Consider the following 17,844-nt stretch of genomic DNA (forward strand, 5'->3'; position numbering starts at 1 on the left):
CGGCTCCGCAAGGGGCCCGCCAGGGGCCCCACGACCGAGAGGTGCGTCACCATGTCCGCCCACTGCCAGCTGACCGGCGCCACGCCGGGCTTCGGCAACCAGATCTCCCATTCGCACCGGCGCACGTCACGCCGCTTCGACGTCAACGTCCAGCGCAAGCGCTACTGGCTGGCGAGCGAGGGCCGCCACGTACGGCTGCGACTCAGCGCCAAGGGCATCAAGACCGTCGACGCCATCGGCATCGAGGCCGCCGTCGCCAGGATCCGTGCGCGTGGAGTGAGGGTCTGATGGCCAAGAAGAGCAAGATCGCGAAGAACGAGAAGCGGCGCGAGATCGTCGCGCGGTACGCCGTGCGGCGGGCCGAGCTGAAGGAGATCCTGCGCAGTCCTTCGACCGGAGAGGCCGAACGCCGTTCGGCGCAGGCCGAGTTGGCGCGTCATCCGCGGGACGCGAGCGCGACGCGCGTACGCAACCGGGACAGCGTCGACGGCCGCCCGCGCGGATACGTCGGGAAATTCGGCCTTTCCAGGGTCAAGCTGCGTGACCAAGCGCACGCCGGATTCCTCCCCGGGGTGCGCAAGTCGTCCTGGTAGCTTGGCGCGCGGTTCATCGGCTTGGTTCGTAGGGGGAACTCAGTGCGCACGCACGTCCGGAACGTACGTATCGGCGCCGCGGCGGCGGGTCTTGTCGCCACCCTTGTCCTGACCGGTTGCAGCAGTGACGGCGGCGACGGTGGGGACGAGGGCAAGGACAAGGGCTCGGCGGGGTCCTCCGCGGGGGCCGACGGGTCCGAGACCCCGGACGAGGGCGCGGATGCGGGGTCGGGTGATGCGGACTCCGGTGCCGAGGACGGTGGCTCCGAGGGCAGTTGGGTCGCCACCGCCGACGGGAATCCGCTGGCCCTGGTCATCGCCGGGAAGCAGGCGACGCTGCTCGGGGAGAACGTCCTGTGCAGCGGGACCGCGACCGGTGACGCGATCAAGCTGAAGTGCGCCAAGGGTGACTCGAACCGCACCGAGGGCACGGTCGAGTCGGTCAACGGTACGTCCATGACGGTCTCTTGGCAGGGCGCGGGCGAGGACCAGTTCACCAGGACCAAGGGCGGGAAGCTGCCGGAGGGGCTGCCGACGGCGGGACTTCCTGAGTCGTGAGTTCTGAGCCGGTTCGGTACTGCTTGATATGACGCGGTCAGCGGGCCGTGGGACCTTGTTCGGGGTCCTGCGGCCCGTTGTCAGTTTTGGTTGCGTCCGAGCCGTCCACCAGCATGGGCGGCGGTGCCGTGTCCAGGGCGTCCGACAGTTCGTCGAGGGTCGCGAGGAGCAGGCCCGCTCCCCTGCGTACGACCCGGTCGGGGACGCCCTCGCCGTCCCACTCGCCGAGGGCCTCGCGCACGGCCGCCCACTTCGGCACGCGACGCTCGCGTACGGCCTTCGCGCCGTCCTCGGTCGACTTGCGCAGGGCTTCCGCGAGGCGTTCGGCCGCGGGGACGGGGGTGGCATCGCGGTCGGGGAGGTGGGCCTCCATGAGCATGGCCACGCGGCCGAGTTGGGCGAGGGCGTCCTCGGCGTCGGCGGCCGCGGCGCGGGAGAGGCCGCGGTGGCGTACCGGCTCGTTCTTGGCGCGGGCGCCCGCTTCCTGCCAGGCGATACGGGCGTCGCGGGCGGCCAGGAGTGCCTCGCGTACGTCCGGGCACGAGCTGCCGGATGGGTCGGCGTAGCGGCTGACGACGGCCGCGGCGTAGCGGCCGTCCGCGATCAGCCAATCGGCGAGGCGGTTGCGCAGGCGCGGGGTCTCCCAGGCCGGATACACGGCGTACGCGATCATCGCGAGGACGCCGCCGAGGAGCGTGAGCACGACACGCTCCGGCACCGTCTGCGTCCACTGCTCGCCGCCCATGCCGAGCAGGAACACGACGTACGCGGCGACGCAGGCCTGGGCGGCGACCTGGCCCGTGCGCATCAGGAGGTACATCATCCCGGCGCAGAGGACGGCGAGCGCCGCGGAGAGCCCGGTGTCGGGGTGCGCCAGCTGCACCACGCCCGTGGCCAGCGCGACACCCACGAGCGTGCCGCCGAAACGGGCCACCGCGCGGGAGTACGTCTGTGAGAAGTCCGGCCGCATGATCATGACGGAGGCCATGGGGGCCCAGTAGCCGTGGCCGAGGGGGAGCCAGGTGCCGAGGAGGTAGCCCGCGGCGGCCACCCCGGTGACGCGGATCGCGTGGCGGGTGACGGGGGATTCGTGGCGGCGACGGAGTTCGGCCCTCATGGCGCGGAGGGCGGCGGGGAGGAGCGCGGGGAAGGTGGGGCGGAGGAGGGGGGCGGGGGCCGGGGTCGGGGGCTGGGTCGGGGTCGCTGGGGGTGATTCGGCTGCGGGTGATTCGGCGGGGGGTCTGCCGGCGGTTTCGACCACGTCTCGCAGGAGTGCGGCCAGGCGTTTCGCCGCTCGCTGCGCCGGGCCCGTGAGGATCGCTCCGGTGTGCGGGGTCCGCAGGGTGGCCACGGCCTCGGGTGGGATCTTCACCGGCTCGCCCTGCCGGATCGCCCTGGCCGCCGCGTCCAGGATCGCGCCCGCCGCGGCCAGGATCTCGCGTACGCGGTCGCGTTCGGGGCCCTCTTCCGGTACGCCCACCGCGGGGTCGGCCAGCGAGGCGAGCACCGGGCGGATGCGTTCCGCGACGCCGCGGGCGCCGTGGAGTTCGGCGGGGCGGGTGCGGGCCTGGCGCGGGGTGATGGTCGCCGCGTCGCGGGCCGCCATCAGGGGTTCCGGGTCGAAGTCGGCGTGGGGGTCGTGGCGGAGGCGGCGGGCGTAGTCGGCCTCGGCCGCGAGGGCGTCGGCGAGGGCATCCCGGTGGGCGCCCCATCTGCGTACGGGGAAAAGGATGACGAGGGCGGCCTGTACGGCGCCGCCCACCACCATCATCGCGGCGTGGCCGGCCGCGGCGGCGATGGAGCCGGGGAGGGTGACCGTGACCAGCATGATCGCGACGTTGGACGAGGCGATGATGCCGATGGTCGGGCCCGCGGCCCAGCTCAGGCCCGAGAGGAAGGTCCAGAGGGAGAGGAGGGCGAGGAAGAGGAGGAGGTGGGAGCCGGTGAGGTAGCCGAGGAAGGTGGAGACGGCGAGGCTCGTACCGGAGGCCAGGGCGAGTTCCGGGCGGGGGCGCCGGCTGCGTTGGAAGGTGGCGATGGCGGCCTGGAAGGCGCCGAAGGCCGAGCTCGCGGCCACGGCCGGTCCGAAGAGGGTGAGGCTCAGGCCGATGACGACAGCGAGACCGGCGGCGCCGCGAAGCGCGATCAGCGGCTCAAGCCGCTTGCGCTCAACACTCAGCCCCGAGCGGCTGGTCTCCTTCAGCGCTCGAAGCCAGGTCATTCTGCGATGATACGGGGCATTTGGGATGGTGCGGGGGGGGGGCGGGGCGGATCTGCTGTGGCGGGCCGATGGCGTGCGGGGGTGCGCTGCGCGCGTGCGTGGGTGCACTGCGCGTGCGTAAGCGCGCTGCACGGGGCCGGTGCGCCAGCGGGGGCGGTCCGCTGCACGGGCCCGGTGTGCCAGCGCGGGGCGGTCCGCAGCGCGTGCGTGGGTGCGCTTCGCGGGGCCGGTGCGCCAGCGCGGGGCGGTGCGCTTCGCGGGGCCGGTGCGCCAGCGCGGGGCGGTGCACTGCACGGGTCCGGTGCGCCAGCGCGGGGCGGTGCACTGCACGGGTCCGGTGCGCCAGCGCGGGGCGGTGCACTGCACGGGTCCGGTGTGCCAGCGCGGGGCGGTGCACTGCACGGAGCGGGCACGGGTCTGCTGTGGCGGGCCGATCGCGTGCGCGGGTGCACTGCGCGTGCGTGGGTGCGCTGCGCGGGGCCGGTGCGCCAAGCGCGGGGCTGTCCGCTGCGCGGGGCCGGCACGGGTCTGCTGCGCAGGCGCAGGGGTCCGCCCCCACCCGTTCCCCGAGGTCTGTTCGCTCAGCTGCTGCTGCGGGGCAATCGGGCGGGTGGGTGGGAAAAGCTTGTTCGTTCAGGAGGCGCCACGGGGCAAACGGGCGGGTGGGTGGGAGAGGCCCTTCGTTCAGGTGACGCCCCCGGGCACCGGACGAGTGGGAGAGGCCCTCGTGCAGGTGACGCCCCGGGCACCGGACGAGTGGGAGAGGCCCGTTCGGCCAGGAGGCGCCGCGGGGCAACCGGAACGCTAGGGAAGCCGAGCCCGCCCAGGACCCACCGCCGCCGCATCCGCCGCAGCCGCCCCCTGCTCCCAACCCTCCCGATCCACAGCGCCCCGTACCCGGGTAGTCGTGGTCCGAGGGAACATCCGCTCCGCCTGGGAAGTGACGGCCACGTCCCTCGCAGCCAGCACAGGCAACAACTCACCCGCATCAGGCGACCCCACGGTCACGTCCTCCGCCGTCGCGGCCAACCGCGCCCCGAGCCGGTTCGCGTACGCAAGCAGGAAGGCCTGACGGAACGTCTTCGTACGCTTCCGGCCGCCCGCCCGCTGCCCCGCCTCCGCCTTCGTCATCGCCGCCGTCCCCTGTACGAGGAGGGAGGTGTGGAGAAGTTCGACCACTTCCAGGTCGGGCTCGAAGCCGACGACGGTCGAGAACCCGTACGCCTCGTTCCACACCGCACGGCAACGGTTCGCCGTGGCCACCGCGTCCAGGAGGATCGCCTTCGCCGTCTCGTACGGGGCGTCCACCCCGATGCGGCAGGCGCCCGGAGTGTCCTTGGCATGCGTACGAGAGGCAAGCAGCGCCTCATCGATGGTGTGCCTGGCCATGAGCTCCTGCGCCTTGGCGCTGAGCGCCTCCGCCTCCTCGGGAAACCCGGTGGCCTCGGCCTTGGCGAGCAGCGCGCGGATACGGGTGAGGATGCGGGGCTCCTCGTGCCCGGGCGGCGGGGGCGCGTGGAGCGGGGCGCCGGGAGCCGGACCGACGGGCTCGATCACCGGGAGGCACAGGAGGAGGCGGTAAAGGGCGAGGGTGACGGTGGCCTGCGAAAAGCGATCCAGCTTCGGGCCGCCGGCCAGGGACGACCCGTCCGACCTCGCGCCCGTCCGGGACGCCCCCGGCCGGGGAACGGGGCCCCCGTACTGGAGCGTGAGCTCGGACAGTTGCGCGGCCCACCGCGGCGGGAGCGTGTCGCCGTACCGCCCGGCCTCCGTGGTGATCAACTCGGCGGCCAACCGGATCTGGTGCGCGCGGTCGGCACCATGGGCGACATCATCCTGCGCGCGGCCGACCATGCGTATGACGTCCGCCGGCTGCCAGCCCCGCTCCCACGCCCGGCGCACCAGCTCCTCGCCCCTGCGCCACAGCTCCGCGTCGGCCTCGGGGGCGGCCGCGAGGAAGGACGCGCCGGTGTCGAGCCCCTCGTCCCCGTCCGCGTACAGCGCTGCCGCGAACGCCTTGTCGATCACCTCTGTCACGTCGGCCACCGGATCATCCATACGTCAAGGGTATGGCTGGCCATACCCCCAGGACGCCCCCCAGTGGTCGTGCCCGGCGGGGCCGTGGGCGATTGGGTTGGGGCATGACCTCAACTGCCGTACGGCTCACCGCCGTCCGCCGCCACCACCGTGACGTGACCGCCCTCGACGGCGTCGATCTCGCGATACGTGCCGGTACCTTCACCGCGATCATGGGCCCTTCCGGCTCCGGCAAGTCGACGCTGCTGCAGTGCGCCGCCGGTCTTGACCGGCCGACGTCCGGGACGGTCGAGGTGGGCGGCACGGAGCTGACGGGGCTGAGCGAACGGCGGCTGACCCTGCTGCGGAGAGACCGCATCGGCTTCGTCTTCCAGTCCTTCAACCTCCTGCCGTCACTGACCGCCGCGCAGAACGTCGCCCTGCCGCTACGGCTCGCGGGCCGCAGACCTTCGCGCGCGGAGGTGGGGGACGCGCTGGCCCGGGTGGGCCTCGGTGACCGCGCCCGCCATCGCCCGGGAGAGCTCTCGGGCGGCCAGCAGCAGCGGGTGGCCCTGGCGCGAGCACTCGTCACCCGGCCCGCCGTCCTGTTCGGCGACGAACCGACCGGTGCGCTCGACACGACGACCAGCCGCGAAGTACTGGCGCTGCTGCGCGAGTTGGTGGACAAGGAAGGCCAGACGACCGTGATGGTGACGCACGACCCCGTGGCGGCGTCGTACGCGGACCGGGTGGTGTTCCTGGTGGACGGGCGGTTGGCCGACGAGGTGCTCGCACCGGATCCGGGGGAAGTGGCCCGGCGGATGGCGGGGCTTGAGACGGGTACGGGTGCGGGGCTCCTCCCCGTCACGGGCACGGATGCCGCGATCGTGGGTGGTCGGTGATGTTCTTCGCCTCGCTCCGTAGCCGATGGGTCGGCCTTTTGGGTGCGTTTGTCGCTGTTGCGCTCGGCGTGGGCCTCACCGCCGCGATGGGGCTCGGGCTTGCCTCGACGTTCAGCGCGCCGGAGCGGGAGCCGGTCCGGTTCGCCGGGTCGCCCGTGGTCGTCATGGGGCAGAACACCCTGACCGTGCCGGTGCGACGCGGCCCGGACATCACCCACGTATCGAAGCCGCTCGCTCATCCACACCCTGTGGATATCGAACTTCTGCGCGACCTTCGACGCCTCGGGCCGGTACGGCTTGACGGGGCGAAAAGGGATGCAGTGGGGGTGAATGCCCCGGTCGGGGAGGTGCGGGACGTGGTCGGGGACCGAGCGCGCGTGCTGACCGGGGGCGACCGGCGGCTCGCCGATCCGGAGCCGGGGCGGGACTCGGAGGCTCTGGTGGCGGTGAACTCGTTCCTCGGGACGGCGGGCGGAGTGTCCGCGTTCGTGTCCGTCTTCGTCACGGCGTCCACCTTCTCCTTCGTCGTGGCGTTGCGGCGGCGGGAGTTCGGGCTGCTGCGGATGGCCGGAGCGACACCGGGACAGGTGCGCAGGACGGTGCTCGCGGAGGCGCTGGCGGTGGGAGTCGCAGCCTCCGGGGCCGGGTGCGTGCTGGGGTCCTGGGGCGCGCCGGTTCTCGCCGAGGCTCTGGTGGACGCGGAGATCGCGCCGGAGTGGTTCGCGATCGGCGGGGCGGTCTGGCCGTACCATCTCGCGTTCTGGGTCGGGGTGTCGGTGGCCTTCTCCGGGGCGTGGATCGCGTCGCGGCGTGCGGGTCGCGTGGGTCCCGTCGAGGCGCTGCGGGACGCATCCGTCGACACCGGCGTCATGCCGTGGAGCCGACGCGTCGTGGGGAGCGCGCTGTTGGTGGCGGGGCTCGGGCTGCTGGCCTTGACGCTGTGGAGCGATCCTTCCGCGCTGATGAAGCGGAAGACATACACGACCCAGCCGATGATCCTGATCACCGCGCTCGCCGCACTCACCCCCCTGCTCGTACGCCCCGTCCTGCGCGCCGTCCGCCTCCCCGGCGCGATCGGCCTCCTGGTCCGCGAGAACTCCGCGGCCTCCGTGCGCCGCACCGCGGCCGTCGCCGCGCCCGTCCTGGTGACGGTGGCTCTCGCGGGCTCGCTGCTCGGCTCCGCGGAGACGGCGGGCGAGGCGAGAGCCGCGGAGGCGCGGGAGCGGACCGGGGCCGAACTGGTTTTGACGGGCGCGGATTTGAGACAGCCGGAGCTGCTGGGGAGGACCGAAGGGGTGGCGGTGGCCGCGTCGTCCGCTTCCACGGCCGTGTTCGTACGGGAGGAGGGCACGGCGCTCGTCCGGTCGGAGGCGCGGGCCGTGCGCGACCCGGCCGCGTTCGCCTCGGTCTCGCGGCTGCCGGTGGTGGCGGGGGACGTACGTGACCTCGACGACCGGTCGATCGTCGTCAACGAGGAGTGGGAGCGGCGGCGGGTGGGTGAGTGGGTCGGCGTCTGGCTCGGGGACGGCAGACCCGCGCGGCTGCGGATCGTCGCGGTGCTGGCGCGGGGTACCGGGGACAACGGTGCGTACGTCACGTCGGCGAACGCGGGCGCCGGCGCGGCGGTGGACCGCGTCGACGTGCGGCTACGGGACGGGGCGGACCCGGCTGCGGTGGCGGGGGCGCTGCGGGAGCGGGGCGGGGGCGAGCTCCGGGTCCGCACGGCGGAGGAATGGCTGGCGGACACGCACCCCGTGACGAAGCCGCAGACACGGCTGGGGCTGCTGATGCTGCTGGGCATCGCGTTGCTCTACACGGCGATCTCCCTGGCGGGAACCCTGCTGATGGCGACATCGGCCCGGGGCCCTGAACTGCGTTCGCTGCGGATGGCGGGGGCCACGCGGTCGCAGGTACGGCTGGTCGTGGCCGGAGAGTCCCTGCTGGCGGTGGCGGTGGGCGCGACCCTGGGCCTGACGGTGACCCTGCTCAACCTGGGCACGCTGAGCACGGGCCTCGCCCGCCTGTCGGCACCGGCGGGGATATCGGTGCCGTGGGAGATGGTGGGGACAGCCGCGGGGGTCTGCGCGGTGGTGGGGGCGGGAGCGGGGGTGCTGGGGGTACGACGGCGGGAGTGAGGCGCGTTGCTCCACCACTGCGGGTGCCGGTGCGTGCCGGTCGGCGTACGGGTGCCCCTGCGTGCGGGGGCGGCGTGCGGGTGCCGTGCGGGGGCCCTGCACGCGTTGCTCCACCACTGCGGGGCGGCTGCGTGCGGGGGCGGCGTGCGGGTGCCCCTGCGCGCCGGGGCGGCGTACGGGACGCCTGCGTGCCGAGTCGGGGTACGGGACCCCCTGCGCGCCGGGTCGACGTACGGGTGCTCCGGGGCGCCAAGCGCGTCCCCGCGCCGGGTCACCGTGTGAGTGCACCCGCGTGCCGGGCCGACCGCGCATGCCCCATCCCGTGCCGGGTCGCCGCGCGGGCCCCCATGTGCCGGGCCACCGCGCGGGTTTCCCACGCGCCGGATCGCCGTGTGGGTCCCCCCGACGTGCCGGACCCACCGCGCAGGGCCCCACACGCCCGACCGCCCCGCCGGTGAGGCATCCCGGTCCGGGCCCGGACCTCAGAGCTGCCCGGCCCCGCAGAAAAGCCCATGAGCCGCAGCGGCCACGCCAGCCCCATCAACTGCACCAGCCGTGCCGGCAGTGCCAACCGCACACCCACCTTCCGCCGCATTGTCAGTGCCTGCTGACACACTCGGCCACATGACCGAAAGGTGGGCCCTCGCCGCCACCGAGGACGGTGGCGCCACCCTTGCCCCCCTCGGGGACGACGGGCTGCCCGCGGGGCCGGTGCGGCAGGAGCGGGATCTCGCCGCGGCCGTCCGCGCCAGGCCCGAGGTGAGCCGCTGGGTCTGGCGGTCCACCGCCGAGATCTATCCCGCGCTGCTCGCAGCAGGCGTCCGCGTAGACCGGTGTTACGACATCGAGGACGCCGAACTCCTCCTCCTCGGTCACGAGGGCCGCCTCGGCGAGCCCCGCTCGGCCGCGGCCGCCTGGGCCCGGCTGCACAACGCCCCCGTCCCGAACGATCCGCCACCCAGAGCGGCAGCTCCCGGCGCCCAGGACTCCCTCTTCGAGCCGTCCCCTGTCAGCACCCCGCTCCCCTTCGACGCCCTCCTGGAGGTGTATGCCGCCCAGCAGCGAAGACACGAGGCCGCCGAGCACCCCGGCAGGATGCGGCTGCTCACGGCGGCCGAGTCGGCCGGCCTGCTGGTGGCCGCCGAGATGAACGTGGCGGGCCTGCCCTGGCGCGCCGACGTCCACCACGCCCTGCTCACCGAGCTCCTCGGCGAGCGGTACGCGGGCGGCGGCAGGAACGCGGGCGCGGCCGAACCGCGCCGCCTCGCCGAGCTGGCCGACGAGATCTCCGCAGCCTTCGGCCGACGCGTCCGCCCCGACCTGCCGAACGACGTCATCAAGGCCTTCGCGCAGGCCGGGATCAGGATCAAGTCCACCCGCCGCTGGGAGCTGGAGGAGATCGACCACCCGGCGGTGCGGCCCCTGGTCGAGTACAAGAAGCTGTATCGGATCTGGACGGCGCACGGCTGGAGCTGGCTCCAGGACTGGGTGCGCGACGGCCGCTTCCGCCCCGAGTACACCCCGGGCGGCACCGTCAGCGGCCGCTGGACCACGAACGGCGGCGGCGCGCTGCAGATCCCCAAGATCATCCGGCGCGCGGTCGTCGCCGACCCCGGCTGGCGGCTGGTCGTCGCCGACGCCGACCAGATGGAACCGCGGGTCCTCGCCGCGATCTCCCGCGACCGGGGCCTGATGGAAGTGGCCGGGAGCCACGAGGACCTCTACACACGGCTGTCCGACCGCGCGTTCTCCGGCGACCGCGACCACGCCAAGATCGCACTCCTGGGCGCCGTGTACGGACAGACGTCGGGCGACGGCCTGAAGAACCTGGCGGCACTGCGCCGCAGATTCCCCGCCGCGGTCGCATACGTCGACGACGCGGCGAAGGCGGGCGAGGAGGGCCGCCTCGTACGGACCTGGCTGGGGCGCACGAGCCCGCCGGCGGCCGGTGCGGGGGACTTCGACGAGGCGGGCATTCCGCAGGACGCGCCCGCCGAAACTCCCGCCCAGGACGGCGAGTTCACCCCGGGGTACGCATCGAGCAACACCCGCGCCCGCGGCCGCTTCACCCGCAACTTCGTCGTCCAGGGCAGCGCGGCCGACTGGGCCCTGCTGATGCTGGCCGCGCTGCGTCAGTCCATCGCCGCGGCCGGACTCCGCGCCGAGCTGGTCTTCTTCCAGCACGACGAGGTCATCGTGCACTGCCCGCAGGAGGAGGCCGAGACGGTCACGGCGGCGATCCGCGCGGCCGGGGACCTGGCGGGGCGCATCACGTTCGGCGAGACACCGGTGCGTTTCCCGTTCACCGTCGCGGTGGTGGAGTGCTACGCGGACGCGAAGTAGCCGTACGAACGCCAAGTAGCCGTACAGACGCGAAGTAGTCCTACGCACGCGAAGTAGCCCTACGGTCAGACAGGTTCAGGCCGCCGGTGAGACCGCCAGCAGGCTCTGCAGCTCGCCGACCACCTCGCTGCTGTCCGTGCCGTCCAGCGCCGCGAGCGCCGACCTCCACTGCGCGTACGCCTCTTCGGCACGCCCCTCGGCGTGCAGCAGCAGCCCCAGCTGATGGCGGGCAAGACCCGCCATGTGGGCGTCGGACCGCTGCTCCGCCCGCTCCAGGAGACCGGCGCACTCGCGCCCCGCGTCCTGCGTGCGGGACATCTCGCGCAGGGCGCGCACCATGCCGAGGCGCACCTTGGACTCGTTGTGCCAGTCCTCGGCCTCGCCGTGGATGCGCAGGCTCTCCTCGAAGTGCCCGAGCGCCACGTCCGGTTCGCCGAGGACGAGGTGGGCCTTGCCCATGTCGCAGTGGAGCTCCTGGCGCAGGCCCACGTGCCCGAGGGTCTCGCCGATCGCCAGGCTCCGCTCGTAGTAGGAGATCGCGGCGCGCGCGTCGGTGTGCTCGTAGACGTTGCCCAGGGTGCTGAGGGCGAACGCCTCGCTCAGCGGGTCGTCCACGGCCTGGGCGAGCTCCAGGCTGTGGCGCAGTGCCGCGGCCGACTCGTCGTAACGGCCGAGTGCTTCGAGGAGGAGGCCGCGGTTGATGACGGCGCGGTGGACGCACGACGTGCGGTCGAGCGACCGCCACAGGTCGAGGGCCTCGTCGATCAGGTCGAGCGCCGTGCCGCTGCGGCCCGACACATAGCTGAGCCCCGCGAGGTCGGTGAGGGCCTGGGCCTCGGCCGCCGTGTCCTGCCGGTGGCGGGCCGCGGTCACCGAGAGGCGGTTCAGGAGGTCGGCCTCGGCGAGGCGGCCACGGCGTTTGAGGTACGAGAAGAAGCAGCGGACGAGTACGGGCAGGAGAGCGGACCCGCGGCCGTGGCGGTCGGCGAGGGCGATGACGTTCGCGAGCTCGGTGTCGCCCCAGGCGAAGGCGTCATCGGTGGACATCGGCGGCACGGCGGGCACCGGACGGCCGTCGGCGGTATGCGGTGCCAATGGTGGTGATGGTGCCGATGGTGCCGACAACCCGTCGGGGAGCTCCCCGAGCCGGTCGTCGCGGTCGAGCCCCTCCGGCATGATCGCGAGCAGGGTCTGCCGCGCCGACTCCGCGTACCACCGCAGGGCCCGGTCCACGACGTCCGCGGCCCGCGCCTCGTCCTGATGGGCGGTCTCCCGCGCGAAGTCGCGTACGAGGTCGTGCGGGGCATAGCGGCCGTAGGCCGTCTCGTCGAGGAGCGCGACGTCGACGAGGCGGTCGAGCGCGGCCCCCGCGCGCCACTCCTCCAGGCCCAACAGGCGTGCCACGAGCGGGACTCCGTACGCCGGGAGGTCGAGCGCGCCGATCGCGGCGAGGGCGGCGGCCGCGTCCCGGTCGGTCTCACGCTCCGACGTACGCAGCGCCTCCAGGGCCACGGCCAGCGAGCGCCGGACGCTCAGGTCGTCGTGCTCCAGGTGGTGCAGCCGTCCGCCGCTGACGGTGAGCAGCTCGGCGAGGGCGTCGGGGGTGAGGGCGCGGCGGGCGGCAAGTCGGGCGGCGATGATCCGCAGGGCCAGCGGCAGCCGGCCCGCGAGTTCGACCAGGGGGTGCCCCTCGTCCAGCCCCGCGCGCCCGGAGACGGCGCGCAGCAGGGCGACGCTGTCCCCCTCGGAGAGCGGATCCAGCGGGAAACGTCCTGCTCCGTCGAGCGCGGTGAGCGGCGAACGGCTGGTGACGATGACCGCGCAGCCGGGTCCCGCGGGCAGCAGCAACCGCACCTGCGCGGCGGTCGCCGCGTCGTCGAGGACCACCAGGGTGCGGGTGGGAGCGAGCAGCGAACGGAGCAACGCGGCTGCCGCGTCCGGGTGTTCGGGACTGTGGTTCGGATCGACGCCGAGGTCCCGGAGCAGGGCGGCGAGGGCCTGGCTCGGCGTGAGGGGCGTCATGCCGGGGGTGGCCCCGCGCAGATTGATGTAGAGCTGCCCATCGGGAAAGCGGGCTCGCAGCCGGTGCGCCACGTGCAGGGCGAGGGCGCTTTTCCCTACGCCGGCCATGCCGGAGAGGACGGCTACGGGTGGGGCGGGGGCCGCATGCGGGGGGCGGACGCCGCAATCGACGTCACCGCTGCCGCTGCCATCGCTGCCGTCGCCGCGGCCGCGGCCGCCGTCCAGCCCGGAGAGCAGCTGCGTCAGGGTGCGTACGACTTCCTTGCGGCCGGTGAAGTGCGGTGGCGCTGGTGGGAGTTGGGCGGGACGTGTGTGGGGGGAGGTGCGGGGGGTGGAGGGGGTTGCGGGGATGGGGGCGGGGGTGGCGCCGGCGGGAGCGTCCTGGGCGAGGTTGGCACCGGCGGGGGCGGGCCCAGGCGCGTGGATGACACCGGCCGGGGCGACACCGGACGTGTGGGTGACACCGGCCGAGCTGGCGTGGGACGCGGGTGCGGAAACTGGCGCGGCCTCAGCCGTGGCGCCCGAGCCCCCCGCGGAGCCCGCCGCGTGAGCCCCGCCCGGCTCCCCCGCGAAGCCCGCACCGTCCGCCACGCCCGCGACACCAGCCGCACCAGCAACGCCTGCGGCACCAGGTTCACCAGCCGCACCTGCCGCGCCCGCGACGCCAAGCGCACCAACTGCACCCGCAACACCCACGGCGCCGGGCACGCCCGCCGCAGACGCCGCGCCCCCACCCTCGCCACCACCCCCAACACCAGATGCGCCAGCGACGCCTGCGGCACCAGCAGAACCCGCCACGCCCTCGACGCCCGAGCCACCGACCGCACCCCCGCGCCCCACCAACGCCGCGCCCGCAGGCTCCCGCAGCACCTCGCGATGCGCGTCCCGTACCGAGGCGCCCGGCTCCACGCCCAGTTCCTCCACCAGCCTGCGTCGCAGCTCGCGGTGGACGGCGAGGGCTTCCGCCTGGCGGCCCGTGCGGTGCAGCGCCAGCATCAGCTGCCGGTGGAAGGCCTCCCGCAGGGGATACTCGGCGACCAGTTCCGCAAGCTCCGGCACGTGTCCTCCGCCACTGGCCCCGGACGCGAGCTCCGCGTCGTACCGCAGTTCGAGTGCGAGGAGCCGCGCCTCCTCAAGGCGCGGTACGAGCGCGTGCCCCGCCGCATCCGCGGACACCCCACCCAGCGGAGTACCGCGCCACAGGCCGAGCGCGCCGGACGCGGCGTCCGCGCAACCGTCCCAGTCGCGTTCCGCGTGCGCGGCCCTGGCCCGTACGACCAACTGCTCGAAGACCCGTACGTCCAACTCCCCTTCAGCCACCCGCAGTCGGTATCCCGGCGGCACCGCCCGCAGCCGGCCCGGGTCGTCCAAGAGCCGACGCAGCCGCGTCACGTGGTTCTGCAGCGAGGCGTGTGCGGACGCGGGCGGGGCGCCGCCCCACAGCGCGTCCTTGAGGGCGCCGACGGACACCACCCGGCCCGGTTCGAGCAGTAGCGCGGCCAGCAGGGCGCGGCCCTTGGCGCTCTGCACGGGCTGCGGCTCGCCCTTGGCGTCGTACACGGCAGGCGCGCCCAGGAGCCCGAACCGCAACCCGTCGCACCGTACGTCCACGCCATCTCCCGCCAACCGTTGGCCACATGTTAGCGATCGGTTGGCGGGCCCTGATGGGATCAGAACATCGGGCCCGGCCCCGCCGGTACTCGCGCTCAACGCGTAACTCGGGGGAGTGTCACCGTTGCGGCCGGGCCCGCTCAGTTTCTGCGGGACACGCTTAACTTCCTGACGGGGTGGGGGAGTTAAGGTGCCCGCGGAACGACAGCGGCGGTACGCGCGCCACCCTACGTACGCGGGAAGCACGGACACACGAACCCTGACGTCCTGCTCCGGCCGCCGGATTCCGGCACCAGTTGCTCACGGAGCGCCCACCATTCGCTCACCCCTCGGACGCCTCCGCCGACTCCAACGACTCATGCGCCTCCAACGCCTCCGACGGCACCCGCACCGTGAACACCGCCCCCTCCCCCGGTGTACTCCGCACCGTCACCGTCCCGCCGTGCCCCTCCACCAGCTGCCGGACGATCGCGAGGCCGAGCCCGCTGCCTCCCGTGGACCGCGTACGCGACTTGTCCGCGCGCCAGAAGCGGTCGAAGACGTGCGGCAGGTCGGCGGGATCGATACCGGTACCGGTGTCGGCGACCTCCACCACCACCGCGTCGAGCGTGGCCCGGCAGTCGATCGTGACGCTGCCGCCCTCCGGGGTGTGCCGGATCGCGTTGGAGACGAGGTTGCCGATGGCCTGCCGCAACCGGAGCGGATCGGCGGTGAAACAGGGGTCGCCGGTCGTCGTCGCGCTCAGCCGTACGCCCGCCGCCTCGGCACCCGCCTGGTGCGCCGCCGCGACCTGGTCCACGACGTCGGAGGCGTGCACGGGCTCGCGGTGCAGCCGGAGGGTACCGGCGTCGGCGGCGGCGAGATCCTGCAGGTCGTTGACGATGTGCTGGAGCAGCACGGCCTCTTCGAGGAGCGAGGAGACCAGTTCCGGGTCGGTGGCGACCACGCCGTCCTCGGCCGCCTCCAGCCAGCCGCGGATGTTGGACAACGGCGTACGCAGCTCATGCGCGACGTCGCTCACCATGGCCTGGCGCTGGCCCTCCAGGGCCTTGCGGTGATCTTCGAGGGCCTTGCGGTGGGCGGCCATGTCGTTGAAGGCGTCGGCGAGTTGGCGGATCTCCCCCGCCGACCCCGCCGAGCGCGCGTTGACGGGTTCGGCCGCCTCGCCGGTCTTCATCCGCTGCGTCGCGGTGGTCAGCGCCCGCAGCGGGCGCGTCAGCCGGCTCGCGGCGAAGGCGGTCACGGCGACCGTCACGGCGAGGATGCCCGCGGAGAGGCCCGCGAGCCGGGCGGTGTTGGCCCGGGAGAGGCTGAACCCCGAGGTCTCGCCCGCACGGGCCGCCGCGGTGCGCGAGCCGTCGGCGGAAGTCACGAAGAGGAGCGCGGGCGCGGAGACGTACGGGCCGAGCTGCTCGCGGCGGGCGCTGCCCAGACAGGCGGCGGCCTTGGCGTCGGCCTCCCGGGTGCCGTCCATGGGATCGGCGGGGACGGCCGGTCCGGTGGGGGTACGGCGGGCGGCGCTGCGGTGGTCTGACTCGGGGCCGTCCGGCTCGGTGGGCGTGGACTTGGGGGCGGGCGTGGGGGTGGTTTCGGGGGTGGGGGCGGGCGTATGGGTGCCCTCGGGGGTGCGGGCGGGCGTACGCGTCGGGGTGGCGCGCCCCTCTATCCGGAGCTCCGGCTCCGCACGCATGCCCGAGCCGGCCGCCTGGGGCGACTCGGCGGGCGGGCCCACCACACCCGGAGCGGGCACCGCCCCGTCCGACCGCCGCCAGGTGAGATCGAGCTCGACCGCGACGGGCGGCTGCGACCCGCGACGCAAGCACGCGTTGGTGAGCTCGTTGAGCCTCTTGAGGGCCTTGCTCTCCGTGCGGGTGGGGACGACGAGCCGCGTGTCGTTGCAGGTGAAGTCCAGGAAGCGGTTCGGGTCGTTGGCGGCCTCGATACGCGGACGCCCGCCGGGCCCCTGAACGGACCGGGCGACGACCCCGAAGTCGTGCATGCAGCCCACGACGCCGGCGGCCACCTTCGCCAGTTCGTCCCGCTCCCGCCCCGAGAGCCGGAAGGGCCCGACGGCACGCGGATCGATGCGGTCGAGCCCCGCGGTGTCCTCGCCCCCGCTCCCCTCCCCTGTGGTCAGCGCCCCGTCGACGGCGAGCGGATCGACGACGGCCGAGGCTTTGGAGGGCAGCTCGGCACCGACGCCGGCCCCACCACCTTTGCCCGCGCTCCCCTCGCTCCCCTCGCTCCCCTCGCTCCCGTCAGTTGTCCGCGAGTCGGCGATGACGGCTCGGTCCTGGGTGGTCAGGGTGATTCGCCGCCCGGTCTTCCGGGCCAGCTCCCGCACGGTCTTCTCGGCGCCCTGCCACCCGGGCGCGGACGCCGCGAGGCCGAGCAACTCGTCGTAGACACGCGCGTCGTCGGCGAGCACCTGCCCCTGTTCCTGCCGGATGGCGCCGGACGTGGTCTGCGCGGCGAGCCAGGCGGTGGCGGCGATCGACACGACGGAAACGAGCACGGAAACGGCGAGCAGCCGAGGCAACAGGCTCTTGCGGAACGGTATGTCACGCGCCACGACGCGCCGCCGCCCCGAGGGGCGCCCCGGGGGACGTCCCGGCAGCCGCACCGAAGGCCGCCGCACCCGTGATCTTGTAACCGACGCCGAAGACCGTCACGAGATGGCGCGGCCTGCGCGGATCGACCTCGATCTTCTTGCGCAGATTCAGTATGTGTACGTCGACGGTACGCACCGATATGTACCCGGACGACCCATGAATACGATCGAGCAGCTGGGGCCGTGTGAACACCCGCTCCGGCTCCGCAGCCAGCGCCGCGAGCAGCTCGAACTCCCCCGGAGTGCACTCGACGAGCCGCCCGTCGACGGTCACCTCGTGCCGCACCGGATCAACGGTGAGCCCACCGACGCGCAGCACCCGCGGCACGTCCTCGCCGCCCTCGACGACGGGATGGTGCGTGCCCTGGGACCGCCGGAGCAGCGTACGGATGCGAGCCATCAGCTCGCGGGGGCTGTACGGCTTCGTCAGATAGTCGTCGGCGCCGAGATCGAGCCCGAGCAGCAGATCGTCCTCGGTGGACCGGGCGGTAAGCATCAGAATCGGAATCCCGGGGGTGGGGCCGACCCCTCCCCCACCCCCATGCCCGACCCCGCTCCCGTTCCCGCCCCTGAGGACGCGGGTGACGCCGAGCCCGTCGACGCGCGGCATCATCACGTCGAGCACGAGCAGATCCGGCGGCCTGCGCCGCACCTCGTCGATCGCGGCGCGCCCGTCGTGGACGACGGCGACCGTGTGGCCCTCGCGCTCCAGATAGCGGCGGACCAGCTCGGCCTGTTTCTCGTCATCCTCCGCGACCAGGACAAAAGCGCACATGGCGTCGAGCATAAGCGGGCCCGCGCGGGCTTAACCGGAATCGGACAGCGGCCTGAC

General features: G+C 73.7%; 11 protein-coding genes. 6 read left to right on the plus strand and 5 right to left on the minus strand.

The genetic code is table 11. The annotated features are described in order from the left end of the window. Window positions 1-51 precede the first annotated feature (51 nt). Genes rpmB through ACZ5U5_RS31150 form a run of 3 tightly spaced genes read left to right on the plus strand, consistent with a single transcriptional unit; the run spans window position 52 to window position 1,151 of the window. Window positions 52-288: a 50S ribosomal protein L28 gene (rpmB, locus tag ACZ5U5_RS31140; protein WP_451215230.1), complete on the plus strand. Its 237-nt coding sequence runs from the start codon at window positions 52-54 to the stop codon at window positions 286-288. Next, a complete protein-coding gene (rpsN, locus tag ACZ5U5_RS31145; protein WP_469028260.1) occupies window positions 288-593 on the plus strand; it encodes a 30S ribosomal protein S14 in 306 nt (101 codons plus the stop codon). The genes rpmB and rpsN overlap by 1 nt, the downstream gene beginning before the upstream one ends. A gap of 42 nt (window positions 594-635) precedes the next feature. After that, a complete protein-coding gene (locus tag ACZ5U5_RS31150; protein WP_469028263.1) occupies window positions 636-1,151 on the plus strand; it encodes a hypothetical protein in 516 nt (171 codons plus the stop codon). Between the two features lie 37 nt (window positions 1,152-1,188). Here ACZ5U5_RS31150 and ACZ5U5_RS31155 read toward each other — a convergent pair whose 3' ends face one another. Further along, window positions 1,189-3,372: an FUSC family protein gene (locus ACZ5U5_RS31155; protein ID WP_469028266.1), complete on the minus strand. Its 2,184-nt coding sequence runs from the start codon at window positions 3,370-3,372 to the stop codon at window positions 1,189-1,191. 804 nt (window positions 3,373-4,176) lie between these two features. Continuing rightward, window positions 4,177-5,409 (minus strand): DUF2786 domain-containing protein, encoded by a 1,233-nt coding sequence (locus tag ACZ5U5_RS31160; protein WP_469028948.1) that lies wholly within the window; start codon window positions 5,407-5,409, stop codon window positions 4,177-4,179. A 104-nt stretch (window positions 5,410-5,513) separates the two neighbouring features. Between ACZ5U5_RS31160 and ACZ5U5_RS31165 the strand changes: the two genes are divergently transcribed. The 3 genes from ACZ5U5_RS31165 (at window position 5,514) to ACZ5U5_RS31175 (ending at window position 10,768) form a co-directional block, all read left to right on the plus strand. Further along, on the plus strand, window positions 5,514-6,290 hold the full coding sequence (locus ACZ5U5_RS31165; protein WP_469028269.1) for an ABC transporter ATP-binding protein: 777 nt from the start codon (window positions 5,514-5,516) through the stop codon (window positions 6,288-6,290). Beyond that, entirely contained in the window at window positions 6,290-8,425 is a 2,136-nt protein-coding gene (locus ACZ5U5_RS31170; protein ID WP_469028270.1) for an ABC transporter permease, read from the plus strand. The genes ACZ5U5_RS31165 and ACZ5U5_RS31170 overlap by 1 nt, the downstream gene beginning before the upstream one ends. A gap of 624 nt (window positions 8,426-9,049) precedes the next feature. Further along, window positions 9,050-10,768: a bifunctional 3'-5' exonuclease/DNA polymerase gene (locus ACZ5U5_RS31175; RefSeq protein ID WP_469028272.1), complete on the plus strand. Its 1,719-nt coding sequence runs from the start codon at window positions 9,050-9,052 to the stop codon at window positions 10,766-10,768. Window positions 10,769-10,843: 75 nt separating this feature from the next. On the opposite strand, the gene ACZ5U5_RS31180 is transcribed toward ACZ5U5_RS31175, so the two are convergent. The 3 genes from ACZ5U5_RS31180 to ACZ5U5_RS31190 all read right to left on the minus strand — a co-directional run bounded on the left by ACZ5U5_RS31180 (window position 10,844) and on the right by ACZ5U5_RS31190 (window position 17,787). Beyond that, window positions 10,844-14,401: an AfsR/SARP family transcriptional regulator gene (locus tag ACZ5U5_RS31180; RefSeq protein ID WP_469028275.1), complete on the minus strand. Its 3,558-nt coding sequence runs from the start codon at window positions 14,399-14,401 to the stop codon at window positions 10,844-10,846. 322 nt (window positions 14,402-14,723) lie between these two features. Continuing rightward, entirely contained in the window at window positions 14,724-16,973 is a 2,250-nt protein-coding gene (locus ACZ5U5_RS31185) for a sensor histidine kinase (RefSeq protein ID WP_469028278.1), read from the minus strand. Further along, window positions 16,963-17,787 carry a response regulator transcription factor gene (locus tag ACZ5U5_RS31190; protein ID WP_469028281.1) on the minus strand — a complete coding sequence of 275 codons (825 nt, stop codon included), beginning with the start codon at window positions 17,785-17,787 and terminating at the stop codon, window positions 16,963-16,965. The genes ACZ5U5_RS31185 and ACZ5U5_RS31190 overlap by 11 nt, the downstream gene beginning before the upstream one ends. Window positions 17,788-17,844: the final 57 nt, after the last annotated feature.

The organism is Streptomyces sp. NPDC033177 (genome assembly GCF_055577715.1).

What these genes read in the sequence shown, in the direction of transcription:
- rpmB (WP_451215230.1), top strand. Translation starts at nt 52, where the DNA reads ATGTCCGCCCACTGCCAGCTGACCGGCGCCACGCCGGGCTTCGGCAAC.
- rpsN (WP_469028260.1), top strand. Translation starts at nt 288, where the DNA reads ATGGCCAAGAAGAGCAAGATCGCGAAGAACGAGAAGCGGCGCGAGATC.
- ACZ5U5_RS31155 (WP_469028266.1), bottom strand. Translation starts at nt 3,372, where the DNA reads ATGACCTGGCTTCGAGCGCTGAAGGAGACCAGCCGCTCGGGGCTGAGT.
- ACZ5U5_RS31165 (WP_469028269.1), top strand. Translation starts at nt 5,514, where the DNA reads ATGACCTCAACTGCCGTACGGCTCACCGCCGTCCGCCGCCACCACCGT.
- ACZ5U5_RS31170 (WP_469028270.1), top strand. Translation starts at nt 6,290, where the DNA reads ATGTTCTTCGCCTCGCTCCGTAGCCGATGGGTCGGCCTTTTGGGTGCG.
- ACZ5U5_RS31175 (WP_469028272.1), top strand. Translation starts at nt 9,050, where the DNA reads ATGACCGAAAGGTGGGCCCTCGCCGCCACCGAGGACGGTGGCGCCACC.
- ACZ5U5_RS31190 (WP_469028281.1), bottom strand. Translation starts at nt 17,787, where the DNA reads ATGTGCGCTTTTGTCCTGGTCGCGGAGGATGACGAGAAACAGGCCGAG.